Below are 26,992 nucleotides of genomic sequence, written 5' to 3'. Positions count from 1 at the left end.
GTACGGCTCAATTGCTTATGGTCGATGTCGTGGCGTGCCGGGCCAGCCAGGTGTGCAGAAGCGCGAAGTTCAAGGAGAACTCCGGCATTTGCAGCAAGGCGCCACAGAACACTTCACCGATGATTTTCTGGATGAGCCGCACCGCCCGCGCATCGCCCAGCAGCGTGGCGAGGTCTTTGCTCAGGACATTGAAGCTCCAGACCTTTTGGTTCAGGTCCAGGCCGACGAACCAGCGGAACAGCAGGTTGTAATTGAGTTGTTCGTAGAGTTGCTGCTCGCTGGGCACCGAATAGAGCAGTTGCAGCAGGAGGATGTGCATGGCGGTTTGCGGTGCGATCAGCATCTGGGCATTGGCGTTGAGGCCCTGCAGCACATCACGATGGTCATCCAGCAGATCGTCGATCTGTGGACGCAGCAAGACCAGTGAATGGCCTTGCGGAATGTAGCTGGACACCTCCTTGAGCGCGCCCTGCCAGTCATCCTGGGAAACGATCCAGACCCACGGCGCGCCGTAGCGATACACCGAGACCGGCTGCTTGCGCGCCGCCTCGACGATCTTCGACAGCCGTTGGTCAAGCTCCTGCATGCCCACTTTCGAATAACGTTCCATAGTCCCCATCGCCTCACTCCCGGCTTCGCGCCCCGGCTCCAAACGACCTGAAAGGTCCCCTCGAACACGTCACACAGGCATGACGGGAATGGCGATGTGCTACCGAACTTTTGTCATGAAAGCTTCATTTTGGAGGGTAAGGGGGGAGTGAGCTTTTTGTGGGAGCGAGCTTGCTCGCGATGGCGGTGGGTCTGTTGGCGGTGATGTCAGCTGGTCAGCCGTCATCGCGAGCAAGCTCGCTCCCACAAGGGTTCTCGGGTGGAGACAGGGTTTGTGTCCCCTCCCCATTCCAGTGTGGGAGCCGAGCTTGCTCGCGATGGCGGTGGGTCTGTTGGCGATGATGTCGGCTGGGCAGCCGTCATCGCGAGCAAGCTCGGCTCCCACAGAGGTTCTCGGGTGGAGACAGGGTTTGTATCCACCCCCATTCCAGTGTGGGAGCCGAGCTTGCTCGCGATGGCGGTGGGTCTGTTGGCGATGATGTCGGCTGGGCAGCCGTCATCGCGAGCAAGCTCGGCTCCCACAGAGGTGCTCGGGTGGAGACAGGGTTTGTGTCCACCCCCATTTCAGTGTGGGAGCCGAGCTTGCTCGCGATGGCGGTGGGTCTGTTGGCGATGATGTCGGCTGGGCAGCCGTCATCGCGAGCAAGCTCGCTCCCACAGAGGTGCTCGGGTGGAGACAGGGTTTGTATCCACCCCCATTCCAGTGTGGGAGCTCGGGTGTTGGCGAGAAAGCCTGTGCCTTTACTGGTGCTGCACCTGCACCATCGAGCTCACCTGCACCCGCGCCTGCATCTGTTCCGCCCCGCCACCCCGGCGCATGCCGCGTACCGGGCAGGCGTCGAGGTAATCCAGGCCGATCGCCAGTTTCAGGTGGCGATCGGGAAGGGTCAGGCGGTTGGTCACGTCGAAGCTGTACCAGCCATCATCCAGCCAGGCTTCGGCCCAGGCGTGGCTTGCCAGGTGGCTTTCATCTTCGGTGCACAGATAGCCGGAAACATAGCGCGCTGGAATACCCAGGCTGCGCGCGCAGGCCAGGAAAGCGTGGGTATGGTCCTGGCAAACCCCCGTTCCACCGGCAAACGCCTCGGCGGCGGTGCTGTTGACCGCTGTCGTGCCGGGGCTGTAGGGCATCCGCTCGGCCAGGCCGTTCATCAGGTCGGTCAAGGCCGACCGATCGCGTCGGCCGGCACATTGTTCCACGGCGAAGGCGCTGAGGGTCTCATCCGCCTGGGTGAGGCGGCTGGTGCGCAGAAACGGCAGCGGTGACTGAGGGTCCGGTTCCATCGCGATGGACTGATGGATTTCCACCTCGCCATACGCCGTCAGCACCAAGGCACCGTGGGGCTCGTCCATGGTCATCACGTGAAGAATGTTGCCATAGGGGTCAATCTGGCTGCGCACCAGGCGCGGCAGCTCCAGATGCCATTCCAGGATGCGCTGGCGCTGAGTGTCCCGGGGCGTCAGGCGCAGGAACTGGATGCTGGTGCAGACTTCGTCGGCGTAGCTGTAAGTCGTGTCGTGGCGTATGGACAGTTTCATACGACCTCCAGGTAAGACTCATGGACGGTCTGGCCCAAGTGGCGGATCTGACCAATCAGGTCGGTCAACCATTGGTGCAAGCCCGACGCCAGGATTTCGTCGATTCCGGAATAGCGCAGGCGCGCATTCAACTCGGCGGCCAGGCGTTGGGCCGGCCGGCCGTTGTTGCCCGGCAAGCTGGCGAGGATATGGTCCAGTTCCTCGATACACGCATGCAGCGAGCGTGGGACGTCGGCCCGCAACAGCAACATCTCGGACACCTGCTCGGCATTGGGCGCGTTGCGGTAGATCTCGTTGAACGCCTCGAACGAAGACAGCGCGCGCAACAAGGCACTCCACTGGTAATAGCCACGGGCCGAGTTGTCGCTGACCTCTTCCGACTCCTCGCCGAACATTTCATAGCGAGCATCCAGCAGGCGCAGGGTGTTGTCGGCCCGTTCGATAAAGGTCCCCAGGCGGATGAAACAGTAGGCATCGTTGCGCATGATGGTGCCCGATGTCGCGCCACGGAACAGGTGCGAACGCTCCTTGACCCATTCGCAGAAATGGCTGATACCGTAGCGCCCCAGGCCGTTGCTGGCGATGTTGCGCATCTCCAGCCAGGTGGCGTTGATGTTTTCCCACATGTCGGCGGTGATGCGCCCGCGCACGGCATGGGCATTGGTCCGCGCAGCTCGCAGGCAGCTATAGATACTGCCGGGGTTGGTTTCGTCCAAGGCGAAGAAATGCAGCATGCGCTCGGTGTTGAGCGCGTCATAACGGGCGTTGTAGTCGTCCAGCGTACCGGCCGCCAGCAGCGACATCGCCAGCTCGGCATGGCCATCGCTGCGTCCGGCCTGGGGCATCAGCGACAGCGAATAACTGACTTCGAGCATGCGCGCCAGGTTCTCGGCGCGCTCCAGGTAGCGGGACATCCAATAGAGGTCCGAAGCAGTTCTTGAAAGCATGTCTTAGTCCTCCACTACCCAAGTGTCTTTGGTGCCGCCGCCCTGGGACGAGTTCACCACCAGCGAGCCTTCGCGCAGCGCCACGCGGGTCAGCCCGCCGGGCACCAGGCGCGTTTCCTTGCCCGACAGCACGAACGGACGCAGGTCGATGTGGCGCGGCGCGATGCCGCTCTCGACAAAGGTCGGGCACGTGGACAGGCTCAAGGTCGGCTGGGCGATGTAGGCTTCGGGACGGGCCTTGAGGCGTGCGCGGAAATCTTCGATCTCCGCCGCGCTGGCGGCCGGCCCGACCAGCATGCCGTAGCCGCCGGAGCCCTGGGTTTCCTTGACCACCAGATCTGGCAGGTTGGCCAGCACATGGGACAGGTCCTGGGGCTTGCGGCACTGCCAGGTGGGCACGTTCTTCAGGATCGGTTCTTCGGTGAGGTAGAAGCGGATCATCTCGTCGACATAAGGGTAGATCGACTTGTCGTCGGCCACGCCTGTGCCGACCGCGTTCGCCAGCACCACGTTGCCCGCACGGTAAACAGCGATCAGCCCGGGCACGCCCAGCATCGAATCGGGGTTGAACGACAGCGGGTCGAGGTAGGCGTCGTCAAGGCGACGGTAAATCACGTCCACCTGTCGAGGGCCGGCGGTGGTGCGCATGTACACGTGGTCGTCCCGCACGAACAGATCGGCCCCCTCCACCAGCTCCACGCCCATTTCACGGGCCAGGAAGGCGTGTTCGAAATAGGCACTGTTGAAGCGTCCCGGCGTCAGCACCACGGCGGTGGGGTTTTCCAGGGGGCTTGAGCTCTTGAGGGTGTCGAGCAACAGGTTCGGGTAATGATCGATGGGGGCCACGCGCTGGGCGGCGAAGAGCTCGGGGAACAGGCGCATCATCATCTTGCGGTCTTCGAGCATGTAGCTCACGCCGCTGGGCGTGCGCAAGTTGTCTTCCAGCACGTAATAGCTGCCGTCACCGTCGCGAACCAGGTCGACACCGGCGATATGGGCGTAGATGCCCCGGTGCAGGTTCAGGCCCTGCATCGCAATCTGGTAGCCCTCGTTGGCGAGCACCTGCTCGGGGGGGATGATCCCTTCCTTGAGGATGTGCTGCCCATGGTAGATGTCGGCCAGGAACATGTTCAGGGCCTGGACCCGCTGGATGCAGCCACGCTCGACCATTTGCCATTCACTGGCCTTGATGCTGCGGGGAATGATATCGAAGGGGATCAGGCGCTCGGTGCCCTGCTCGTCCCCGTAGAGGGTGAAGGTGATGCCGGCCCGATGGAACAGCAGGTCGGCTTCGCGGCGGCGTTGTTCCAGCAGTTCAAGCGGGGTGTCCGCCAGCCAGCGCGAGAAGGCTTGGTAATGCGGGCGGCAGTCACCCTTTGCGTCATACATTTCATTAAAAAAAGCGTGGGGCATAGCCAACTCCCAGCCGCGTTCTACACGGCATTTCTTATCACTTCGTCATTCCGACGGTTCGGCCTTGCCTTGCTTTAAACCTGCTTGATTGCGTACGGTCCTGGAATTGCCCTCTGTTGCTCTTCATGGATGGCGTGTCCTGGCCTGAAAGGCCGGGTTTTCAATACTTAGCAAAGGGTGTGCCTAAGCGTGACGGTGTCACGTACTGGATAGAAGAAGTATTGCAAAACCGCAAAAAGGCGAAATTATTTTTCGATCTGGCGACATTAACGACCATAAATGCGGGCGCCCTTTCTCTCGAACGGGGCTTGAAAGGCTCTTGAGGGGGTGGAAGGAGACAGCCGTGCCCCACAAGAGGGAAGTTTTTACTCATTCATCCACGGCTAACCCTTCACGCGCCGCACTCAACCCCAAGCAGTGAAAACCTGAACGCACTGCAACGTTGCAGGAAAATGCACGGATTCATACCGTCGCCCCAGCTTGAAGCAGCACGGCCGTTCACCTCAAGTCAATGCGCCCTCGACACTGGCGACGATCATCTCCAGGTCTGTGGGCAGGTAACCTCGCTTGACCACCAGGTTTTCCTCTCGGCCTCGCGCCCTCCAAGTAGGCAGTTCGGCCACCGGGATGCGCTGGTAGAGAAGATTGGTATTGGTCGCTCCGGTCCATTTGGTCGTTCGCGCGATCTGTTCATTGCCGGCGTTTTCGATGAATCGAGTGCGCATGCCCAGCAAAGCCGCGGCATCCATCGCACCGCTGCGCATGCCCAGGTGCACCAGTTTGCAATTCCATTCGGCACTTTTCATGCGCAGGAAAATGGCATATTCGGCAGCACGGTTCGGCCCGATGATTTTCTGGTTGGGGTTGCCGTTGTCCAACTTCCAATACTCCCCCCAGACCTGAAGATTGGCTCGGGACACGGGACCGTCAGCTTGGTCGAGTTGCCCCAGGTGGGTCGTCAGCTTCTCGTTGAGGTCCCGGTTGGTCCTCGGGCGTCCGACCACGATGACGTTACAACCTTTTTTCAACAGCCGGTGACACACCTGCCCCAACCCCGTCCAACTGTCGTCCAACTCGGGATGGGCGCCGCCGTCCTTGCCGCTGAAGCGGGTCCAGACAATGACGTAGCTCTGGCCCTTGACCACCCCTTTGAACGCCAGGAACTTGTCGAGGCGATACGCCCAGTAGCGATTGGTATTGGGATCGACATTGTCCCACTTGGCGATGCTGCCCTTGCCGTCGCCACTGAGCACCGACGCTGCGACATCGGTGGTGGCGCCGCCCACGGGGCACAGTTTTGCGCCGTTGGCGACGCCGGCCAGGAATCCCAGTACCGCGTCGGTGAAGGGTGGCAGCGCACTTTTATTGATCCTGGCGTCGACCACCAGGCGACACGTCTCGCAGGCAGCCTTGGCATCGGTGACCAACACCGGCAACAACCGAGCGGCCTTTACCCCACAGGAAGTGCCATAGAACTTGACCAACCGCTTGGCCGCCGCCTCGTCAGCGGCCGCGTAGAGCAAGATCAGTCGTGAGCTGAGGTCATGGCGCAACGCGGCGCCGACAGCGAACTGATCACCCGACATGTACGCGCCCTGGTAGTAATAAGTGCACTTCTGGCCGACGAATTGCGCCGGTGTGTTTTTCCGCGCATCGGTGAACAGCGAGCCACCTGTGGCATTCGCCTCGTCCAGCATGTCCTGGTACTTGCGTTTGTCCTGGTCCCGCAAATAAAGCGCCAGGGCATCCAGACACTGGTTGATGCTTTGATTGGTCTCGACCAATGGAGTGGCCCCCACCCGCCACTTGAGGGGAAAGGCTTGAGTGGGCTGCGACAGCGCCTGCACGGCCGCCTGGGTCGTCGGAAAGCAAACCTCCAGATCGCTCCCCAGGAAGCGCTTGATAAGGGCTTCGTGGGGTTTGAGCATCACGTAAGTTTGGCCCATCAACGACCAGGCTGTGATTGAGATATCGGCGACTTTGAAGGGCATCCTTCCTCCCCCGGGACACGTTGCAGGGTTATCCGAAAACAAACGGGTGTCCGCGCACCAAGCGTAGACCAATTCCCCTTGGGTCGCGGGCAAGCTGCCTTCGGTCGCCTCCCGAACACAAACTCGCCGTGGGGATTTGCGCCATTAGTATTATGGTATACCATCATACGCACAGACACTCTTACCCTCACAACGGAGCAGCTCATGAGTTTCGAAATTCGTAAGATCGTCAGCTATGTCGAAGAAACCTTTATCGAAGGCGGTAAGGCTGCGGACAAGCCTGTGACCATGGTCGGGCTGGCGGTCGTGATGAAAAATCCCTGGCTGGGTCGCGGTTTCGTCGAAGACCTGAAACCGGAAATCCGCGCCAACTGCTCCGACCTCGGCGCACTGATGGTCGAGCGCCTGGTGGGCATCATCGGTGGCGCCGAGAAGATCCAAGCCTACGGCAAGGCCGCGGTGGTCGGTGCCGATGGTGAAATCGAGCATGCCTCCGCCGTGATCCACACCCTGCGCTTTGGCAACCATTACCGTGAAGCGGTCAAGGCCAAGAGCTACCTGAGCTTCACCAACAAGCGCGGCGGCCCTGGCACTTCGATTCAGATCCCGATGATGCACAAGGACGACGAAGGCCTGCGTTCGCACTACATCACCCTGGAAATGCAGATTGAAGACGCCCCGCGCGCCGACGAAATCGTCGTGGTGCTGGGCTGCGCCGATGGCGGCCGCCTGCACCCGCGCATCGGCAACCGCTACATCGACCTGGAAGAACTGGCCGCCGAGAATGCGCAGTGATCCAGCCTGGGCAACCACAATAAAAAAGGCATGCAGGAGCGCTCCATGATTCGGCTCACCGCTGAACTCACCCCGGCCGGCACCAGCTACCTGGCGACCGGCCAAGGCCAACCCGTGGTCTTGATCCACGGCGTGGGCCTGAACAAAGAAATGTGGGGGGGCCAGGTCGTTGGCCTGGCCACGCAATACCGGGTGATTGCCTACGACATGCTCGGCCATGGCGCCAGCCCCCGTCCGCAAAGCGGTACCGCGCTGCTGGGCTACGCCGACCAGTTGCTGGAGCTGCTCGACCATTTGCAACTGCCCCAGGCAACGGTGATCGGCTTTTCCATGGGTGGCCTGGTGGCCCGTGCGTTTGCCTTGCATTACCCGCAGCGCCTGCAAGGCCTGGTAGTGCTCAACAGCGTGTTCAACCGCAGCGCCGAACAGCGCGCCGGGGTCATCGCCCGCACCGCCCAGGCCGCCGAGCATGGGCCGGACGCCAATGCCGAGGCGGCGTTGTCACGCTGGTTCAGCCGTGAATACCAGGCCGCCAACCCGGCACAGATTGCCGCGTTGCGCCAGACCCTGGCGCAGAATGATCCCCAGGGCTACCTGACCACCTATGAATTGTTCGCCACCCAGGACATGTACCGCGCCGATGACCTCGGCAATATCCAGGTGCCGACGCTGATCGCCACCGGCGAACTGGACCCTGGCTCGACACCGGAAATGGCCCGGCAATTGGCCGAGCGCATTCCCGGCGCCAGCGTTGCCGTGCTCGCCGAACAACGGCATATGATGCCAGTAGAATCGCCGCGCCTGGTCAACCAGCTGTTGCTGGAGTTTCTCGACACCGCAAACGCCCGGCAAAACCAAATAAAGGGGATCGTTGCATGACACTCGCACGTTTTTCGATGTGCATCGGCGGTGAATGGGTCGATGCGCTCTCCGGCAAGACCTTCGAAAGCCTGGACCCGGCCCTGGCTCAACCCTGGGCCGAGTTGCCCGACGCCGACGAGGCCGATGTCGAGCGCGCCGTCCAGGCGGCACAGAGCGCTTTCGACAGCCCGGCCTGGCGCGGCTTGACGGCCACCGCACGGGGCAAGTTGCTGCGTCGACTCGGAGACCTGATCGCCGAGAACAAGGAACAATTGGCCCAATTGGAAAGCCGCGACAACGGCAAACTGATTCGCGAAACCCGCGGCCAGGTCGGCTACCTGCCGGAGTTCTTCCATTACACCGCAGGCCTGGCCGACAAGCTCGAAGGCGGCACCCTGCCCCTGGACAAGCCGGACCTGTTCGCCTACACGGTGCACGAAGCCATGGGCGTGGTCGCGGCGATCATTCCCTGGAACAGCCCGCTGTACCTGACCGCGATCAAGCTTGCCCCGGCGCTGGCGGCTGGCAACACCATCGTGATCAAACCGTCCGAGCACGCCTCGGCCACGGTCCTGGAGCTGGCCCGTCTCGCCTTGGAAGCCGGCATTCCACCGGGGGTGGTCAACGTCGTCACCGGTTACGGCCCCAGTACCGGCGCGGCCCTTACCCGCCATCCGCTGGTGCGCAAGATCGCCTTCACCGGCGGCGCTGCCACGGCGCGGCATGTGGTGCGCAGCAGCGCCGAAAACTTCGCCAAGCTGTCACTGGAACTGGGTGGCAAGTCACCGAACATTATCTTTGCCGACGCCGACCTGGACAGTGCGATCAACGGGGCGATTGCCGGGATTTATGCGGCATCCGGCCAAAGCTGCGTGTCCGGTTCGCGCTTGCTGGTGCAGAACGAAATCTATGACGAATTCGTCTCGCGCCTGGTCGAACGGGCCCAACGCATCCGCATAGGCAACCCACAGGAAGACGCCAGCGAAATGGGCCCCATGGCCACCGCGCAGCAACTGGCCGTGGTCGAAGGCCTGGTGGCCGACGCCATCGCCGAAGGGGCGCGCCTGCGCCTGGGCGGCAAGCGTCCACAGAACCTGGGCGACGGTTGGTTCTATGAACCGACCCTGTTCGAATGCGACCGCAACTCGATGAAGATCATGCAGGAAGAAGTCTTCGGCCCAGTGGCCTCGGTGATTCGATTCAAGGACGAAGCCGAAGCCCTGGCGATCGCCAACGACTCGCAGTTCGGCCTCGCCGCCGGCATCTGGACCCGCGACCTGGGCCGTGCCCATCGACTGGCCCGGGATGTGCGCTCCGGGATCATCTGGGTCAACACTTACCGTGCGGTGTCGGCCATGGCACCCATCGGTGGCTTCAAGAACAGCGGCTATGGACGCGAGAGCGGTATCGACTCGGTGCTGGCCTATACCGAACTGAAAACGGTGTGGATCAACCTGTCCCAGGCGCCCATGCCTGATCCGTTCGTGATGCGCTAGGAGTCCTGAGAAATGATCGAACCCGGCATCTACAAAGAAGTCATGAGCTCCTTCCCATCCGGCGTCACGGTGGTCACCACCTTGGACCCGGACGGCAATATCGTCGGCATCACCGCCAGTGCGTTCAGCGCGCTGTCGATCGACCCGGCGCTGGTGCTGTTCTGCCCCAACTACGGCTCCGACACCTACCCGGTCCTGCGCGACAGCAAACAGTTCGCGATCCACCTGCTATCCGCCGACCAGACCGCCGAAGCCTATGCCTTTGCCGGTAAAGGCAAGGACAAGGCCAAGGGCATCGATTGGCACCTGAGCGAACGGGGCAATCCGTTGCTGAGCAAAGCCACGGCGATCATCGAGTGCGAACTGTGGCGCGAATACGACGGCGGCGACCACGCGATCATCGTTGGCGCGGTGAAAAACCTGATCCTGCCCGAGCAGCCGGTGACGCCGATGATCTACCACAAAGGCAAGCTGGGCCCGCTGCCCACGCTGGCCTGATGGCCATACCCTCTCCTGTGGGAGCGAGCTTGCTCGCGATAGCGGTGTGTCAGTCACAGTCATGTTGGAGGTGCTGCCGCCATCGCGAGCAAGCTCGCTCCCACAGGTCCATCAACTTTTCAGGGAGCCCCCATGAGCAATGAAAAATACGAACAAGGCCTGAAGATCCGCACCCAGGTGCTGGGCCAGGACTACGTCAACCGTTCCATCGAGAACGCCGACGATTTCACCCGGCCACTGCAGGAAATGGTCACCGAGTATTGCTGGGGCCACGTCTGGAGTCGCGAGGGCTTGTCGCTCAAGGAACGCAGCATGATCAACCTGGCAATGATCTCGGCGCTCAATCGCCCGCATGAACTCAAGCTGCATGTGCGCGGCGCCTTGCGTAACGGCCTGAGTCGTGAGCAAATACGCGAAATTCTGCTTCAGGTCGGTATCTATTGCGGCGTCCCCGCTGCCGTGGACAGCTTCCGGCTTGCCCGTGAAGCCTTCGCCGAAGCCGATGCCGAGGCCCCCAGTCAACCCTCGGCTGTTTGATCTGAACGTGCACGGATGTTGCCCGTTTGGCATGGACAGCCATATTACAGAGCGGACCCCATGAAACGCCTGCCACTCGACGACAGCTTCAAGGTCAATCGCAACCCCGTTACCCTGCGCGAGATCGTGCTGGATAAACTGCGAAGCGCCATCATGAACTTCCAGCTTCTGCCGGGCGATCGCCTGGTCGAACGCGATCTGTGCGATCGCCTGGGTGTGAGCCGCACGTCGGTACGCGAAGCGCTGCGCCACCTGGAATCCGAAGGCCTGGTGGAGTTTGCCGATGCCAAGGGGCCGCGGGTCGCCATTATCACTTTGGCCGACGCCGTCGATATCTATGAGCTGCGTTGCGTGCTCGAAGGCCTGATCGTCCAGCTGTTCACCCTGCGCGCCAAGGCCAAGGACATCAAGGCCCTGGAAAAAGCCCTCGCGGAGAACCGCAAGGCCCTCAAGGAAGGCGAACTGCAACAAGTCATCGATTCGGTACAAGGCTTCTACGACGTGCTGCTCGAAGGCTCCGGCAACCATGTCGCCGCCACCCAGCTGCGCCAGTTGCAGGCACGCATCAGCTATTTGCGGGCGACCTCGGTGTCCCAGGAAAACCGTCGCGGCGACAGCAACCAGGAGATGGAGCGCATGGTCGAGGCGATCAAGAGCGGCGATCCCCTGGCGGCCCACCAGGCCTGCGTCGATCACGTGCGCGCCGCGGCCAAGGTCGCCCTGGAGTACCTCAAGCGCAAACAGGAAGAGACCGGTGAAATCCCCGAGATCATCCCGCCCATCGCCCTCAAAGAACCGCGCATAGGTCGCTAGCCATGTTCAGCCCGAGCTTTTGTCCAAAGTGCGGCGGCAGTGACCTCGATCACCGCCTGCCAGCGGGCGATACCCATGAGCGACTGATGTGTGGCGGTTGCGGCTACATCCACTACGTCAACCCGAAGATCATTGCCGGCTGCATCATCGAGCAGGACGGCAAGTACCTGCTGTGCCAGCGCGCCATCCCGCCACGCCCGGGCACCTGGACTCTGCCGGCCGGCTTCATGGAAGGCGGTGAAACCACCGAACAGGCGGCGCTGCGCGAAGTCTGGGAAGAAACCGGCGTACGCGCTGAAATCGTCTCGCCCTACTCGATCTTCAGCGTGCCGAAGATCAGCGAGGTGTACATCATCTTCCGCGCCACCGCGGTGGAGATCACCGGTCAGTTCGGCCCGGAAACCCTCGCCTGCCAGTTCTTCGCCCCCGAGGACATTCCTTGGGACAGCATCTACTACCCGGCCATCCGGCAGATCCTCGAACGTTATATCGAGGAACGCCAGGCCGGGGTCTATGGCATCTACATCGGCAACGACGACAGCGGCAAGATTCACTTCATCCGCTGACGGGCGCCACGCCCTCGACAATGATCACCTCGGCCCGGGCCACGCCCTCGCGATGATGCCTGGCCGCCTGATACTGCGCCGAGTGATAGCAGGCCAGCGCCTGTTCGTAAGAGTCGAACTCGATCACCACGCTGCGCTGCGGCGTGGCCCGGCCTTCCATCGCTTCGCTGCGCCCGCCCCTGGCCAGCATTCGTCCGCCATATAACGCGAAGGCCGCCGGTGCCCGCTGGGTGTATTGGCTGTATTGATCGGGGTCGGTGACATCCACGTGAGCAATCCAGTACGCCTTCATAGTGACCTCTCGGTTTATTTTGTATTATGGTATACCATAATAGATCTCCAGCAAGCCTTCATCAAAACACAGAGAGCCCGTCATGGCCTTTAACAGCATTCAGGAAATCATCGAAGACTACCGCCTGGGCAAGATGGTATTGCTGGTGGATGACGAAGATCGGGAAAACGAAGGCGACCTGCTGCTGGCCGCCGACTGCTGCGACGCCCAAACGATCAGCTTCATGGCCCGCGAAGCCCGTGGGTTGATCTGTCTGACGTTGACTGACGAGCACTGCCAGCGCCTGGGGCTTGAGCAGATGGTGCCGAGCAATGGCAGCGTGTTCAGCACCGCGTTCACGGTTTCCATCGAGGCCGCCACTGGCGTGACCACCGGTATTTCCGCCGCCGACCGGGCTCGCACCGTCGCCGCCGCCGTGGCCATCGATGCGGGGCCCAACGACATTGTGCAGCCGGGGCATATCTTCCCGCTGCGGGCCAAGGAAGGCGGTGTCCTGACCCGTGCCGGGCACACCGAAGCCGGTTGCGACCTGGCGCGCCTGGCAGGTTTCACGCCCGCGTCGGTGATCGTCGAAGTGATGAACGATGACGGCACCATGGCCCGCCGACCGGACCTGGAGATTTTCGCCCGCAAGCACGGGATCAAGATCGGCACCATCGCCGACCTGATCCACTATCGCCTGAGTACCGAGCACACCGTGGTGCGTATCGGCGAACGGGAACTGCCCACGGTACACGGCACCTTCCGCCTGTTCACCTTCGAAGATCGCATCGAAGGCGGCGTGCACATGGCGATGGTGATGGGCGACATTCGCCGGGAAGAACCGACCCTGGTGCGGGTGCATGTGATCGATCCGTTGCGGGACCTGGTGGGTGCCGAATACAACGGCCCGTCCAATTGGACGTTGTGGGCGGCCTTGCAGCGGGTGGCCGAGGAAGGTCGCGGCGTGGTGGTCGTGCTGGCCAACCACGAATCCTCCCAGGCGCTGCTCGAGCGCGTACCACAACTGACCCAGCCGCCACGACAATTCAGCCGCTCCCAGTCGCGCATCTATTCTGAAGTGGGCACCGGCGCGCAGATTCTCCAGGACCTGGGCGTCGGCAAATTGCGGCACTTGGGACCACCACTCAAGTACGCGGGGCTGACGGGATATGACTTGGAAGTGGTGGAGAGCATTCCCTTCACCGGATAAGCCTGAGGCCCACCCAAATCCCCTGTGGGAGCGAGCTTGCTCGCGATAGCAATGGACCTGCCAACCTGAATGTTGACTGACACACCGCTATCGCGGGCGAGCTCGCACCCATAGGGTTCGCCCCAGCAATGACAAGGAAAAATCTGCCCTCGGACAGATAGCCGGTACGGCAAAATGCTTGCAGAAAGCTTGGAATACCATAATATGATATTCCATAGACCGAACGCTCCAGCCAACCCTTGGCGCGGTCGTCCGCAAGGCCAGTTGGACCAATGCTCCCGACAAGTGGGCAAACAGAAGCCCACTCAATAAACACAACAATGAGGGCGTGAAAATGGTGTTGAAGAAAAGTGCAGCCGCAATTCTTTTTGCCGGCCTGCTGAGTGTCACCAGCCAGGCGACGATGGCCGCTGAAAGCGTCAACTTCGTCAGTTGGGGCGGCAGCACCCAGGACGCGCAGAAGCAGGCTTGGGCCGACCCGTTCAGCAAGGCCAGCGGCATCACCGTGGTCCAGGACGGCCCCACCGACTACGGCAAGCTCAAGGCCATGGTCGAAAGCGGCAACGTGCAGTGGGATGTGGTCGACGTCGAGGCGGACTTCGCTCTGCGTGCCGCGGCCGAAGGCCTGCTCGAACCCCTCGATTTCTCAGTGGTGCAGCGCGACAAGATCGACCCGCGCTTCGTCTCTGACCATGGCGTCGGCTCGTTCTACTTCTCTTTCGTCCTCGGTTACAACGAAGGCAAGCTCGGCGCCGGCAAGCCGACGGACTGGTCCGCGCTGTTCGACACCAAGACCTATCCCGGCAAACGCGCCCTGTACAAATGGCCAAGCCCAGGCGTGCTGGAGCTGGCGTTGCTGGCCGACGGCGTCGCGGCAGACAAGCTCTATCCGCTGGACCTGGACCGCGCCTTCAAGAAACTCGACACCATCAAGAAAGACATCGTCTGGTGGGGCGGCGGCGCTCAGTCCCAACAGTTGCTCGCGTCCGGCGAAGCCAGCATCGGGCAGTTCTGGAACGGCCGGATCTATGCCTTGCAACAAGACGGCGCTCCGGTCGGCGTAAGCTGGAAGCAGAACCTGGTCATGGCCGACATCCTGGTCATCCCGAAGGGTTCGAAAAACAAGGCCGCCGCCATGAAGTTCCTGGCCAACGCCAGCAGCGCCAAGGGCCAGGCCGACTTTTCCAACCTGACCGCCTACGCCCCGGTCAACGTCGACAGCGTTGCACGCCTGGATTCGGTGCTCGCCCCCAACTTGCCGACCGCCTACGCCAAGGACCAGATCACGCTTGATTTCGCGTATTGGGCCAAGAACGGTCAGGACATCGCGACACGGTGGAACGAATGGCTGGTCAAATGAAAATGTCGGCAACGACCTCCCCTCGCACCGGGAGCGCCATTGGCGCTGCCAGTGCGGTACAGGCCAAGGCGGCGACGCACACCCCGTCGCTGGCACAGCGCTGGCGCGGGGCCGGTAACCTGGTCCCTGCCCTGCTGTTTCTTGGCCTGTTCTTCCTGGCGCCGTTGATCGGCCTGCTGCTGCGCGGCGTGCTGGAGCCGGTGCCCGGGTTGGGCAACTACGAGCAATTGTTCGCCAACTCGGCCTATGCCCGAGTGCTGTTCAACACCTTTTCGGTGGCCGGGCTGGTCACACTGTTCAGCCTTCTGCTGGGTTTTCCCCTGGCCTGGGCCATCACCCTGGTGCCCCGTGGCTGGGGGCGCTGGATGCTGAACATCGTGCTGCTGTCGATGTGGACCAGCCTGCTGGCCCGCACCTACTCCTGGCTGGTGCTACTGCAAGCCTCCGGGGTGGTGAACAAGGCGTTGATGGCACTGGGCATCATCGACCAGCCGCTGGAGATGGTGCACAACCTCACCGGCGTGGTGATCGGCATGAGCTACATCATGATCCCGTTCATCGTCCTGCCGTTGCAGGCGACCATGCAGGCCATCGACCCGATGATCCTGCAGGCCGGCTCCATCTGCGGCGCCAGTCCCTGGACCAACTTCTTCCGGGTATTCCTGCCGCTGTGCCGGCCGGGGCTGTTCTCCGGCGGGCTGATGGTGTTCGTGATGTCCCTCGGTTACTACGTGACCCCGGCACTGCTGGGCGGTGCGCAGAACATGATGCTGCCGGAATTCATCATCCAGCAGGTGCAATCGTTCCTCAACTGGGGCCTGGCCAGTGCCGGCGCCGCCTTGTTGGTGGCGATCACCCTGGTGCTGTTCTACTTCTACCTGAAGCTCCAGCCGGAATCCCCGGTGGGCGCCAGCAACGCGAGGTAAGCCGCCATGCTCCTGACTCCCAATGCCATGAGCCGGCGCATGCGGTTCGGCCTGTATTTCACCACCGGCCTGATCGCACTGTTCCTGCTGTTGCCCATCGTGTTCATCGTGCTGCTGTCGTTCGGTTCGTCCCAATGGCTGGTCTTCCCGCCGCCGGGCTGGACACTCAAATGGTACGGCCAGTTCTTTTCCAACCCTGACTGGATGAACGCGGCACTGACCAGCCTCAAGGTCGCGGTGCTGACCACCGTCTGCGCCGTGGCACTGGGCCTGCCGACAGCGTTTGCCCTGGTGCGCGGGCGCTTCCCGGGCCGGGAAATGCTCTATGGCCTGTTCACCCTGCCGATGATCGTGCCGCTGGTGATCATCGCCGTGGCGGTGTATGCGCTGTTCCTCAAGCTCGGCTACACCGGGACGATGTTCGCGTTCGTGGTCAGCCACGTCATCGTCGCGCTGCCGTTCACCATCATCTCGATCATCAACTCGCTCAAGCTGTTCGACCAATCCATCGAGGACGCTGCGGTGATCTGCGGCGCCTCACGCCTGCAAGCGGTGTTCAAGGTGACCTTCCCGGCCATTCGCCCGGGCATGGTCGCCGGTGCCCTGTTCGCGTTCCTGGTGTCGTGGGACGAGGTGGTGCTGAGCGTGATGATGGCCAGCCCGACCCTGCAAACCTTGCCCGTCAAGATGTGGACCACCCTGCGCCAGGACCTGACGCCTGTGATCGCCGTCGCTTCGACGCTGCTGATCGGCCTCTCGGTCTTGGTGATGGTGATCGCCGCCGCCTTGCGCCGGCGCAATGAAATCAGCGCCTGAGCGCCTAGGAGAACACGATGAGTGCCGTCAAAGACCCCGCACAACAGAACAACAAGACCCTGGTCAGCCTGCGCAACCTGAACAAACACTACGGCGACTTTGCCGCCGTGGACGATATTTCCCTGGAGATCCAAGACGGCGAATTCCTGACCTTCCTCGGTTCCAGCGGCTCGGGCAAGAGCACCACGCTGTCGATGCTGGCCGGGTTCGAAACCCCCAGCAGCGGCGAGATCCTGGTGGGCGGCAAATCCCTGGTCAACGTACCGCCGCACAAACGCGACATCGGCATGGTGTTCCAGCGCTACTCACTGTTCCCGCACCTGTCGGTGCGCGACAACATTGCCTTCCCCCTGGCGATCCGCAAACTGGCCGGCGCCGAGCGCGAACGCCGGGTCGACGCCATGCTCAAGCTGGTGCAACTGGGAGAGTTCGCCCATCGTCGCCCTTCGCAACTGTCCGGCGGTCAGCAGCAGCGCGTGGCGATTGCCCGGGCACTGGTCTATGAGCCACGCATCCTGCTGATGGACGAACCCCTTGGAGCCCTGGATAAAAAGCTCCGTGAAGACTTGCAGGATGAACTGCGCCAATTGCATCGGCGCCTGGGCATCACCATCGTCTACGTCACCCATGACCAGGAAGAGGCCATGCGCCTGTCCCAGCGCATCGCGATTTTCAGCCACGGCAAGATCGTCGGTCTGGGCAGCGGCTACGACCTCTACCAGAATCCACCGAACGCTTTCGTCGCCTCGTTCCTGGGCAACTCCAATTTCCTCAAGCTCAAGGCCCAGGGCAACGCAGTGGCGACCTTCGAAGGCCAGTCGCTGTCGATCCGCCTGACTGCCGGCCTGCAAACGGACCAGGACGTGCTGCTGATGGTGCGCCCGGAAAAAGCCCTCGCCCTGAGCGTCGAGCAAGCGGCCCAGGAACCCTTGGCGGCCGGTTGGAATGAGGTGTCGGCCAAGGTCGTCGAAGTGCTGTTCCTCGGTGAAAGCCAGACTTGCAGCGTGGTGACGTCCGGCGGCACGGCCATGACCGTCAAGGCGCTGTCCGCCGCCGGCATGCCGCTCAAGGCCGGCGACCCGGTGCGCGTGCGTTGGGCCACCGCCGACGCCTGTGTCTACACCCAATGGGCCGAGAGCGACCTGAACAAGGCCGCGGGAGCTCATTGATGAACATTGCGCGCCCACAACCGATAAAACCCGAGGATCGTCCGATGATCGATGCCAGCGTCTACAAACAAGTCATGGGCTCGTTCCCGTCCGGCGTGACGGTGATCACCACCCTCGATGACGACGGCCAGGTAGTCGGCCTCACCGCCAGTGCCTTCAGCTCCCTGTCGATGGACCCGGCCCTGGTGCTGTTCTGCCCCAACTACAGCTCCGACTCCTATCCTGTGCTGATCAAGAACAAGCGCTTCGCCATCCACCTCCTCTCCGGCGGCCAGCAGAACGAAGCCTACGCCTTTGCCCGCAAAGGCAAGGACAAGGCCCAGGGCATCGCATGGACTTTGAGCGAACGGGGTAACCCGCTGCTGAGCAACGCCACCGCCATCATCGAGTGCGAACTGTGGCGCGAATACGAAGGCGGCGACCACGCCATCATGGTCGGCGCCGTGAAGAACCTGATCGTTGCGCAGCACACACCGGGGCCGCTGGTTTATTGCCACGGCAAGATGGGCGCCCTGCCCGTCCTCGCCTGAACCGATCGTCAACAATAAAGAGAAAGCGCCATGAAATTTTCCCTGTTCGTACACATGGAGCGCTGGGACGAAAGCGTCAGCCATCGCCAGTTGTTCGAAGACCTGAGCGAGTTGACCCTGTTGGCCGAGGCCGGCGGCTTCAGCACCGTGTGGATCGGCGAACACCACGCCATGGAATACACCATCTCGCCAAGCCCGATGCCGCTGCTGGCGTACCTGGCCGGCAAGACCACCACCATCCACCTGGGCGCCGGCACCATCATCGCGCCGTTCTGGCACCCGCTGCGGGTCGCCGGTGAATGCGCGCTGCTGGACGTGATCAGCAACGGTCGCATGGAAGTCGGCCTGGCCCGGGGCGCCTACCAGGTGGAGTTCGACCGCATGGCCGGCGGCATGCCAGCCTCCTCCGGCGGCCAGGCCCTGCGGGAAATGGTCCCGGTGGTGCGCGCCCTATGGCAAGGCGACTACGCCCATGATGGCGAGATCTGGAAATTCCCCACCTCCACCTGCGTGCCCAAGCCAATCCGCAAGCCTCACCCGCCGATGTGGATCGCCGCCCGCGACCCGGACTCCCACAACTTCGCCGTCGCCAACGGCTGCAACGTGATGGTCACGCCGCTGATGAAAGGCGATGAGGAAGTCCTGGACCTGAAGAACAAGTTCCAGGCCGCCCTGGACAACAACCCCGACGTGCCACGCCCGCAACTGATGGTGCTGCGGCACACCCATGTCCATGCGGTGGACGATCCCGAAGGCTGGAAAGTCGGCGCCCAGGCCATCTCGAAGTTCTATCGCACTTTCGATGCCTGGTTCGGCAACAAGCAGGTGCCGGTCAACGGCTTCCTGGCGCCAAGCCCGGAAGAGAAATTCGCCGAGCGTCCGGAGTTCCAATTGGAGAACATCCGCAAGAACACCATGATTGGTACACCGCAGGAAATCATCGAGCGGATCAAGTACTACCAGGAACTGGGCGTGGACGAATTCAGCTTCTGGTGCGACAACAGTTTGCCCCATACCGAGAAGAAAAAATCCCTGGAGCTGTTTATCCAACAGGTGGTGCCGGCTTTTCGGTGATCCGTTGTACCGCCATCGCAAGCTTGCTCGCGATGGCGGTGTGTTTGTCAAAAAGATTGGGCATGTATTGGCCCAATCGCGAGCAAGCTCGCTCCCGCAAGGCTTTCGTTCACCTGAAACATATGTGTCAAATGTGACAATTGCCCCCACTACCTCGCCGCTGCCCCGCAAACCACTATTAACGGCTCGCAAAGCCGCATAACGTACCGCGCAAAAGGATCAACTCTGATTAAGGATGATGCGCGTGGGGGTTTATCGGTTGCTGCTGGCCATGTTGGTGGCAGTTTCTCATATGGGTGTGACGTTCATGGGTTTGAACCCCGGCGTCGTTGCCGTGGTGTCCTTTTTGATCATCAGCGGCTTCGTGATGACCTCGCTGATCGAGAGGACCTACAACACCCCGGGCCAGATCGGCCTGTTCTACATCGATCGACTGTTGAGGCTGTACCCGCAGTTCCTGGTGTATTTCGTCATGTCCTGCGCGGTGATCCATTTCCTCTTGCCTGGAACGCCCCAGGCAGCCGCCCTGACCCTGGAAAACATCGCCACCAGCCTGCCGATCGTGCCGTTGGGTTTCTACATGTTCGGCATCACCGTGCCCGAGATCCTGCCACCCGGTTGGTCCCTGGGACTGGAAATGTGCTTTTACCTGCTGATCCCGTTCCTGATCCTCTACAAGACACGGGGTGTCGCCTTTGCCGTGTCCGTGACGGTGTTCATGGTCGCTTCCCTGGGCTACCTCGATACGGACATCTACGGCTACCGCCTGCTGCCGGGCGTGCTGTTCATTTTCCTCTGCGGCAGCTACCTGTATCGGGCCCAGGCCAAAGGGCTGTGGATCGTGTCCATCACCCTGTTCGTTGCCGCCTTGATGTTCCTGGCTATTGTCGTGGGGATCATTCCCCGTCGGCCGTTCAACGCCGAGGTGACCCTGGGCATCGCCCTGGGCCTGCCTGCGGTGTTTCTGCTCGGCAGAATGAAGCATCACCGGCTCGATGAGTTCCTGGGCAACATCAGCTATGGCGTGTTCCTCAACCATTTTGTGGTGATGTATGTGTTGCGGGCGTTCTGGCCGGTGGAGTACAGCGCCCTGATCATCACGGCCGTGCTGGTGCTGTCGTTCGCGTTGAGTGGCGTTTCGTACTATGGGGTCGAGCGACCGGCGCTGAAGCTTCGTCATGCCCTCAGGGCAGGCATTAAGTACGGTGCCACGGCTCCCGTTGGCAGCACGGCGACTTAGCCTCTGGCCGCCGTACAAAAAAATGCCCGGGACGCAGGTCCCGGGCATTTTGTGTTTCAGCGCAGCAAAATCAGAATGTCACGCTGGCGCTCAGCTTGGCGGTACGCGGCTCGCCGACGTTGACCTGCAACTCGCTGCCGGTGGAGGACGGGTAGTACTGCTTGTCGAACAGATTGTCCACGTTCAACTGCAACGAGGTCTTGTGCCCCATCACCGGCGCTTCCCAACGCAGGAAAGCGTCGGCGACGGTGTAGCTGCTCAGCCAGAAATCGTTGGCGTTATTGGCGGCGCGTTCGCCGACGTAGCGCGCGCCAGCACCGGCGTGCCAGGCGCCAAATTCGGCGGGGACGTTCAGGTGGTGGGTCAGGTAGAGGCTGGCGGTGTGTTTCGGAGCATCGGCGAGACGGTGACCTTCGTCATCCGGATCGTCGAGAATCTCCGTATGGGTGTAGGCGTAGGTACCGATCAGGTCCCAGCGGTCGGCCAGACGCCCGGTAATATCCAGCTCCAGGCCTTGGGAGCCGACTTTGCCGGCGGCTTCCGACAGAGTCACAGCGTTGACAGTGGTGGAAGTTACGACGTTCTTCTTTACGATGTCGAACAGCGCAAGGTTGATATTCAAACCCGGCAAAGGATCGTACTTGGCGCCGATTTCATAACTGCGGCCCTCTTCCGGATCGAAGGTATTGCCGGCGTCGTCTACTGTGTCATTTGGTTTGAACGACCGGCTGTAATTTCCGTACAGCGACAGGGTGTCGGTGGCTTTGTAGACCAGGCCGAGGAAGGGTACGAAGGCGTCACCGTTGTCATCGCGATTGACCTCGTAGTCACTACCAAGTCCCTGGTCGCTGTATTGATCGTAATGCTGATAACGCCCCCCCAATACCAAAATCCAGCGATCGTCGAGATGCCAGTTGTCCTTCAAATAGACAGAACTGGAATTCAACTGGTTGCGCAGATCGCTTTGAGTTGGGCTGATCACGCTGGGCTCAGCCAGACCGCCATAAACCGGCGATGTGATATCGAAACCAGCCTGAGCCTTTCCACGGTAGGTCTTGCCACGAAACTGATCGGACACTTGATTATCGACGCCAACCAACAGGTCATGGCGCTGGCCGAACAACTCCTGCTTACCGATGAAATCCCAACTGGCATAACGAGTTTCGTCGTCGTAATGAGCGCCATTGGCGGCTCGCTGAAAAACAGCGGTTTTCGACAGACTCGGCTGCGCAATCGAAAGACTGTACCGATCATTGTTCCAACCATAGGTAACCCGCGTTTTCCACGCGTCGCTCAACTCATACTCGAACCGCGCCGTCGCCGTTTCGCGAATCCCCACGCTCTTGGCCCAAGGCTCATCAAGACGCTTGTCGTAATCGATGTCAGCCGGATGCCCGTTGGTGAACACCGTGCCCCGGTCAAACGGATTGGAGTATTCGTTGTACTCATAACTCAGGTTCAACGAGGCCCGCTCACCCGTCCAAGCCAGGGACGGCGCCACCAGCGTGCTCTCATTGACCCCATAGTTGCGCCAGTAGTCCTCATGACCGCGCTCGGCAATCAGGCGATAAGCCAGGCCGGTATCGCCCAGCGGCCCGGTGGTGTCCAGGGCCATGGTGCCGCCGCCTTCGCTGTAGGCCGAGCCGCTCAGCGTGGTGCTTTGGGTGTATTCCGGTTTCTTGCTGATGACGTTGATCAGGCCGCCGGGCTCCAGCGCGCCATACAGCATCGAGGCCGGGCCCTTGAGCACTTCGACGCGGTCGGTGGTGGCGCTGAAGTTGTGGCCCAGGTTCGAACGCACGCCGTCGCGCAGGATCGAGCCGTCGTCGTTGGTGCCAAACCCGCGTTTGACCAACGAGTCCCTCGAGCCGCCCAGGGTATTGCCCTGGCTGACGCCGCTGACGAACTTCATCGCGTCGTTCAGCGAGCGCACCTGGTAGTCCGCCAGGGTCTGCTGGGTCACCACGTTGATCGACTGCGCCTCTTCCTTGATCGGTACATCGCTCTTGCTCGCCGTGCTGGCTTGCGACGTCGTATAGCCCTCGTCCTGAGTGACACGACTGCCCTGGATATCCGTGGCCGGCAGTTCGACAGCGTCCTGCGCCCACAACGGGCTTGCAATGAAGCAGCAGGACAGAGTTGGCAACACACACTTGATGAAGACGTTGCGATTTGCGAGGGGGGTGGAACGATTCAAGACGCGCACTCATGGAAGGGACGTTAATGAGAGCAAATATACTTTGAGAATCATTCCCAGTAAATCTTTTGTATCAAGTGATGATCACCCCAACCCCCTGTGGGAGCGGGCTTGCACGCGAAAGCGGTGTGTCAGTGATATTGGATTAACCTGACACCACGCCTTCGCGAGCAAACCCGCCCCCACAGGGTGATATCAAATCGCCTCACCGCCCTAAAGCTTTGGCGCTCGCGGTCGAATGTATTCCATTAAGAGATTTTTTTGCCCAGGAGCAGCGGCATGCAGACGTTGAAGGACTTGTACGAGTCTATCGAAATGCAGTTTTTCGATACCCTCACCAAAAAACTCTCGAGTCTTTTCCTGTTGGTGCTGGTCAGTGGCTTGTTGTACTGGGTGGCCGTCAGCGCCCGCGCCGAGATCCTGCTGCTGTTGCGCAACGCACAGTTGGACGGTGCATTGCTGGGGCAGATCGAAGGCCGGCTCGACAGTCTTACCCATGCCCTGCTCTTCGGCGCGGTCCTGACGCTGGGCATGATCAGTTTCATGGTCTGGTATTTCCGCCACCTCATCGTGCGCCCCGTCACCGCCATGACCAAGGCCCTGGAAGAGATCGCCAACGGCGAAGGCGACCTGTCCAAGGACCTGCCGCTGGTGACCCACGACGAGATCCGCGTGTTGGCTGGCACCTGCAACCGATTCCTGGCCAAGCAGCGGGAGATCATCAGCAATGTCCAGGCGCTGACTGTGCACATCGCCGTCGAGTCGGCCCGCTCGCTGAAGAACATCAGCGACTCCAGTGACAGTGCCACCCACCAGGCCCGCTTCGCCAAGGAAGTGATGGACCAGAGCAACACCGCCGTGGGCCGCATCGAAGAAGTCTCGCGCCAGACCCAGGGCATCTCCAGCACCACCGCCCAGAACCTGAGCATGGCCCGCGACTCCTACGCCGAGCTACTGGAAGTAACCGGCAACATCAGTGAGATTTCCAGCAACCTCGGTGAATTTGCCACCTTGGTGAGCGCCTTGAACCAACGTTCCTCGAGCATCAAGTCGATTGTCGGGTTGATCCAGCAGATCTCTGCCCAGACCAACCTGCTGGCCCTCAATGCCGCCATCGAAGCCGCCCGGGCCGGCGAAAGTGGCCGTGGCTTCGCGGTGGTGGCCGATGAAGTGCGCACCTTGGCGCAGAATGTCAGCCGGGCCACCGACGATATCTCGCGCAACATCGACGCCATGCTCGAGGAAGTCAGCTCCACTCACGAGCAGACCACGCAGATCAGCCACAGCGCCCGGGAAACCCAGAAAGTGGTGGAGCGCGCCTCCGGCCATTTCGAAAGCATGATCGTCGATTTCGAATCCACCAACGGCAAGCTGGCGGACATCGCGACCCATATCCAGCAGTTCGCCGACAGCAACACCGGGATCAACGACCGGGTGACCCAGATTCATGCCGACAGCCAGTTGATCGACCAGCGCATGCAGCATTCGGCAACGGCCACCCGCGACCTCTCCGGCGTGGCCGAAAAGGTCCAGGCACTGCTGGGCCGGTTCGTGCTCGGCCACGGCAAGCTGGACGCCGCCATTACCCGCGCCAGCGAGTGCCGCGACACGCTCCAGGTCCGCCTGGAAACGCTGCAACGCGAAGGCCTGAACCTGTTCGATCAGAATTACCAACTGATTCCCGGTACCGATCCCAAACAGTACATGGCCAGCTACACCGAACGCTTTGCCCAGGTCTGCCAGGAAGAATGCGACAAACTCACCCGCAGCACGCCGGGGGGCAAGGTTTCGTTCATTGTCGACAGCAAGGGCTACTGCCCGGTGAACAACAGCTGGGTCTCCAAACCGCCAACCGGCGACCGGGCGGTGGATTTGCCGGTGTGCCGCAACAAGCGAATCTTCAACGACCCGATCGGCCTGCGAGCGGCGGGCAACGTCCAGCGCTTCCTGCTGCAGACCTACCTGCGCGATACCGGGGAAATCATGACCGAGATCGACGTACCGTTCTTCTTCGGCGGCCGCCATTGGGGCAACTTGCGGGTGGGCTTCGATGCGGCGGTGTTGTTGGCGGAGTGATCAACAGCGGAATCAAGCCAGACAACTACCCTGTGGCGAGGGAGCTTGCTCCCGCTCGGCTGCGCAGCAGTCGCAAAACCGGCTGATACGGTCGGCCTGAAGAACCGTCGGGGCCTGCTTCGCACGCCAGCGGGAGCAAGCTCCCTCGCCACAAGGGGATCTGTGGCGTAAGCAAATCCTGAGACCACCCCAAAAACAACTGTGGGAGCGGGCTTGCTCGCGAAAGCGGTGTGTCAGCCACATCAATGGCGACTGACCCGACGCCTTCGCGAGCAAGCCCGCTCCCACAGGGGGTTGGGTTTAGCTCAATTCAACAGCACTTGGGCCCACCCTTGCCACCGTAACGGGCCTCCTGGCGTTCGCGAAAGAACGCCTCGTAGTCCATCATCGGTTTGTCCGGGTGCTTGGTTTGCATGTGCTCGACGTAGTTGTCGTAGTCGGGCATGCCGACCATCAGGCGGGCGGCCTGACCGAGGTATTTACCGAGGCGACTCAAGTCATTGAACATCGTTGCAATCCTCTATCAAGCGTCCGGCACGGCCTGGAATGGCGCTTCTTTGTCCGTGCGTTCCTTGGTGCCCCAGGCGGCGATGCCGACCTTGAGCGCGTAGAACAGGATGCTGAAGACCACGAACAGGAACAACACCGTCAGCGTGGCGTTGGTGTAGGCGTTGAACACCACGTGCTGCATCTGCTCGATGCTCTTGGCAGGGGCCAGGACCTGGCCGGCCGCCAGGGCATCGTTGTATTTGCGCGCCAGGGCCAGGAAGCCGATCGCCGGGTTGGCGTCGAACAGCTTGATCAGGCCCGCCGTGGTAGTGCAGATCAACAGCCAGACCGCCGGCAGCATGGTCACCCAGACGTAGCGCTGGCGCTTCATCTTGATCAGCACCACAGTGGCGAGCATCAGGGCGATACCGGCCAGCATCTGGTTGGAGATGCCGAACAGCGGCCACAAGGTGTTGATGCCGCCCAGCGGATCGATCACGCCCTGGTACAGCAGGTAACCCCACAGCGCCACGCAGCCTGCGGTGGCGATCAGGTTGGCGGTCCAGGATTCGGTACGCTTGAGCGCAGGCACGAACGAGCCCAGCAGGTCCTGGAGCATGAACCGCCCGGCACGGGTGCCGGCGTCCACGGCCGTGAGGATGAACAGCGCTTCGAACAGGATCGCGAAGTGGTACCAGAACGCCATGGTGTTTTCACCCGGCAGCACCGAGTGCAGGATCTGCGCGATCCCCACCGCCAGGGTCGGCGCACCGCCGGCACGGGCCAGCACGGTGGTCTCACCGATGTCCTTGGCCACCGCTTGCAGCGCCTCGGGCGTGATGGCAAAACCCCAACTACTGACGGTCTGCGCCACGGCCACCACGTCACCGCCGACGATGGCCGCCGGGCTGTTCATGGCGAAGTACACGCCCGGCTCGATCACCGAAGCGGCCACCATGGCCATGATCGCCACGAAGGACTCCATCAGCATGCCGCCGTAACCGATGTAGCGGGCGTTGGTTTCGTTATCCAAAAGCTTGGGCGTGGTGCCCGAGGAGATCAGCGCATGGAAGCCCGAGACCGCGCCGCAGGCGATGGTGATGAACAGGAACGGGAACAGCCCGCCCTTCCACACCGGCCCGGTGCCGTCGGTGAACTGGGTCAGCGCCGGCATTTTCAGCTCGGGCATGGTGACCAGGATGCCGATCGCCAGGGCGACGATGGTGCCGATCTTGAGGAAGGTCGACAGGTAGTCCCGCGGGGCCAGGATCAGCCACACCGGCAGCACCGCCGCGACGAAACCGTAGCCGATCAGCATCCAGGTGATCTGGATCCCGGTGAAGGTAAAGGCCTTGGCCCAGACCGGGTCGGCCGCGATTTGCCCGCCCAGCCAGATCGACCCCAGCAGCAACAGCACGCCGATGATCGAGATTTCACCGATGCGGCCCGGGCGGATGTAGCGCATGTAAATGCCCATGAACATCGCGATCGGGATGGTCGCCATCACCGTGAAGATCCCCCACGGGCTCTCGGCCAGGGCCTTGACCACGATCAGCGCCAGCACCG

General features: G+C 61.7%; 25 protein-coding genes. 16 read left to right on the top strand and 9 right to left on the bottom strand.

Features of this window, described 5'->3' with window-relative positions:
* Positions 1-7: 7 nt before the first annotated feature.
* From IB266_RS31035 to IB266_RS03330, 5 genes are all read right to left on the bottom strand, one after another.
* Complete coding sequence (locus IB266_RS31035; RefSeq protein WP_192260154.1) at positions 8-610, bottom strand: transposase; 603 nt, start codon at positions 608-610, stop codon at positions 8-10.
* 740 nt (positions 611-1,350) lie between these two features.
* Positions 1,351-2,148 carry a transglutaminase family protein gene (locus tag IB266_RS03345; RefSeq protein WP_192260152.1) on the bottom strand — a complete coding sequence of 266 codons (798 nt, stop codon included), beginning with the start codon at positions 2,146-2,148 and terminating at the stop codon, positions 1,351-1,353.
* Positions 2,145-3,095 carry an alpha-E domain-containing protein gene (locus IB266_RS03340; RefSeq protein ID WP_003201699.1) on the bottom strand — a complete coding sequence of 317 codons (951 nt, stop codon included), beginning with the start codon at positions 3,093-3,095 and terminating at the stop codon, positions 2,145-2,147. The genes IB266_RS03345 and IB266_RS03340 overlap by 4 nt, the downstream gene beginning before the upstream one ends.
* Before the next feature lie 3 nt (positions 3,096-3,098).
* On the bottom strand, positions 3,099-4,508 hold the full coding sequence (locus IB266_RS03335; protein WP_003201697.1) for a circularly permuted type 2 ATP-grasp protein: 1,410 nt from the start codon (positions 4,506-4,508) through the stop codon (positions 3,099-3,101).
* Between the two features lie 503 nt (positions 4,509-5,011).
* Entirely contained in the window at positions 5,012-6,499 is a 1,488-nt protein-coding gene (locus tag IB266_RS03330; protein WP_192260150.1) for a hypothetical protein, read from the bottom strand.
* 204 nt (positions 6,500-6,703) lie between these two features.
* Here IB266_RS03330 and IB266_RS03325 point away from each other — a divergent pair, with 204 nt between their 5' ends.
* The 7 genes from IB266_RS03325 (at position 6,704) to IB266_RS03295 (ending at position 12,065) form a co-directional block, all read left to right on the top strand.
* Positions 6,704-7,294 (top strand): amino acid synthesis family protein, encoded by a 591-nt coding sequence (locus IB266_RS03325; RefSeq protein WP_192260148.1) that lies wholly within the window; start codon positions 6,704-6,706, stop codon positions 7,292-7,294.
* Between the two features lie 45 nt (positions 7,295-7,339).
* Positions 7,340-8,173 carry an alpha/beta fold hydrolase gene (locus IB266_RS03320; RefSeq protein ID WP_060742198.1) on the top strand — a complete coding sequence of 278 codons (834 nt, stop codon included), beginning with the start codon at positions 7,340-7,342 and terminating at the stop codon, positions 8,171-8,173.
* Positions 8,170-9,651, top strand: coding sequence for an aldehyde dehydrogenase (locus IB266_RS03315; protein ID WP_192260146.1), 1,482 nt, complete (start codon positions 8,170-8,172; stop codon positions 9,649-9,651). The genes IB266_RS03320 and IB266_RS03315 overlap by 4 nt, the downstream gene beginning before the upstream one ends.
* A gap of 12 nt (positions 9,652-9,663) precedes the next feature.
* The gene (locus IB266_RS03310) at positions 9,664-10,149 is read left to right on the top strand and encodes a flavin reductase family protein (protein WP_060742196.1); all 486 of its coding nucleotides are present in this window, start codon (positions 9,664-9,666) and stop codon (positions 10,147-10,149) included.
* A 132-nt stretch (positions 10,150-10,281) separates the two neighbouring features.
* Positions 10,282-10,686, top strand: a complete 405-nt coding sequence (locus IB266_RS03305; protein ID WP_060742195.1) for a carboxymuconolactone decarboxylase family protein — start codon at positions 10,282-10,284, stop codon at positions 10,684-10,686.
* Between the two features lie 60 nt (positions 10,687-10,746).
* Positions 10,747-11,499 carry a GntR family transcriptional regulator gene (locus tag IB266_RS03300; RefSeq protein WP_103309674.1) on the top strand — a complete coding sequence of 251 codons (753 nt, stop codon included), beginning with the start codon at positions 10,747-10,749 and terminating at the stop codon, positions 11,497-11,499.
* 2 nt (positions 11,500-11,501) lie between these two features.
* A complete protein-coding gene (locus IB266_RS03295) occupies positions 11,502-12,065 on the top strand; it encodes an NUDIX hydrolase (protein ID WP_192260144.1) in 564 nt (187 codons plus the stop codon).
* Here IB266_RS03295 and IB266_RS03290 read toward each other — a convergent pair.
* Complete coding sequence (locus IB266_RS03290) at positions 12,055-12,357, bottom strand: DUF1330 domain-containing protein (protein ID WP_060742193.1); 303 nt, start codon at positions 12,355-12,357, stop codon at positions 12,055-12,057. The two genes, IB266_RS03295 and IB266_RS03290, sit on opposite strands and share 11 nt — an antisense overlap.
* A gap of 82 nt (positions 12,358-12,439) precedes the next feature.
* Between IB266_RS03290 and ribBA the strand changes: the two genes are divergently transcribed.
* From ribBA to IB266_RS03250, 8 genes are all read left to right on the top strand, one after another.
* Positions 12,440-13,549 carry a bifunctional 3,4-dihydroxy-2-butanone-4-phosphate synthase/GTP cyclohydrolase II gene (gene ribBA, locus IB266_RS03285; protein ID WP_192260142.1) on the top strand — a complete coding sequence of 370 codons (1,110 nt, stop codon included), beginning with the start codon at positions 12,440-12,442 and terminating at the stop codon, positions 13,547-13,549.
* 334 nt (positions 13,550-13,883) lie between these two features.
* Positions 13,884-14,909 carry an ABC transporter substrate-binding protein gene (locus IB266_RS03280; RefSeq protein WP_060742191.1) on the top strand — a complete coding sequence of 342 codons (1,026 nt, stop codon included), beginning with the start codon at positions 13,884-13,886 and terminating at the stop codon, positions 14,907-14,909.
* Positions 14,894-15,835, top strand: a complete 942-nt coding sequence (locus IB266_RS03275; RefSeq protein WP_412548282.1) for an ABC transporter permease — start codon at positions 14,894-14,896, stop codon at positions 15,833-15,835. Before IB266_RS03280 ends, IB266_RS03275 begins: the two co-directional genes overlap by 16 nt.
* A 6-nt stretch (positions 15,836-15,841) precedes the next feature.
* Positions 15,842-16,651: an ABC transporter permease gene (locus IB266_RS03270; RefSeq protein WP_003201669.1), complete on the top strand. Its 810-nt coding sequence runs from the start codon at positions 15,842-15,844 to the stop codon at positions 16,649-16,651.
* A gap of 17 nt (positions 16,652-16,668) precedes the next feature.
* Positions 16,669-17,820: an ABC transporter ATP-binding protein gene (locus IB266_RS03265; RefSeq protein ID WP_027913031.1), complete on the top strand. Its 1,152-nt coding sequence runs from the start codon at positions 16,669-16,671 to the stop codon at positions 17,818-17,820.
* Between the two features lie 44 nt (positions 17,821-17,864).
* On the top strand, positions 17,865-18,350 hold the full coding sequence (locus IB266_RS03260) for a flavin reductase family protein (protein WP_192260512.1): 486 nt from the start codon (positions 17,865-17,867) through the stop codon (positions 18,348-18,350).
* A 30-nt stretch (positions 18,351-18,380) separates the two neighbouring features.
* On the top strand, positions 18,381-19,424 hold the full coding sequence (locus tag IB266_RS03255) for an LLM class flavin-dependent oxidoreductase (RefSeq protein WP_060742189.1): 1,044 nt from the start codon (positions 18,381-18,383) through the stop codon (positions 19,422-19,424).
* Positions 19,425-19,668: 244 nt separating this feature from the next.
* Positions 19,669-20,664: an acyltransferase gene (locus IB266_RS03250; RefSeq protein ID WP_318646569.1), complete on the top strand. Its 996-nt coding sequence runs from the start codon at positions 19,669-19,671 to the stop codon at positions 20,662-20,664.
* Positions 20,665-20,734: 70 nt separating this feature from the next.
* Here the strand turns inward: IB266_RS03250 and IB266_RS03245 are convergent, their stop codons facing one another.
* The gene (locus IB266_RS03245) at positions 20,735-22,822 is read right to left on the bottom strand and encodes a TonB-dependent siderophore receptor (protein WP_412548285.1); all 2,088 of its coding nucleotides are present in this window, start codon (positions 22,820-22,822) and stop codon (positions 20,735-20,737) included.
* Between the two features lie 318 nt (positions 22,823-23,140).
* Between IB266_RS03245 and IB266_RS03240 the strand changes: the two genes are divergently transcribed.
* A complete protein-coding gene (locus tag IB266_RS03240; RefSeq protein WP_060742187.1) occupies positions 23,141-24,937 on the top strand; it encodes a methyl-accepting chemotaxis protein in 1,797 nt (598 codons plus the stop codon).
* 310 nt (positions 24,938-25,247) lie between these two features.
* Here IB266_RS03240 and IB266_RS03235 read toward each other — a convergent pair whose 3' ends face one another.
* Both IB266_RS03235 and IB266_RS03230 read right to left on the bottom strand, forming a co-directional pair.
* Positions 25,248-25,445 carry a YbdD/YjiX family protein gene (locus tag IB266_RS03235; protein WP_003182142.1) on the bottom strand — a complete coding sequence of 66 codons (198 nt, stop codon included), beginning with the start codon at positions 25,443-25,445 and terminating at the stop codon, positions 25,248-25,250.
* A gap of 15 nt (positions 25,446-25,460) precedes the next feature.
* On the bottom strand, positions 25,461-26,992 hold a 1,532-nt coding region (locus IB266_RS03230; protein WP_192260134.1), incomplete at its 5' end, for a carbon starvation CstA family protein.

This window comes from Pseudomonas sp. Pdm06, assembly GCF_014851795.1.
Taxonomy (GTDB): Bacteria; Pseudomonadota; Gammaproteobacteria; order Pseudomonadales; family Pseudomonadaceae; genus Aquipseudomonas; species Aquipseudomonas fluorescens_AA.
This window is presented reverse-complemented; position numbering and strand designations above follow the sequence as displayed.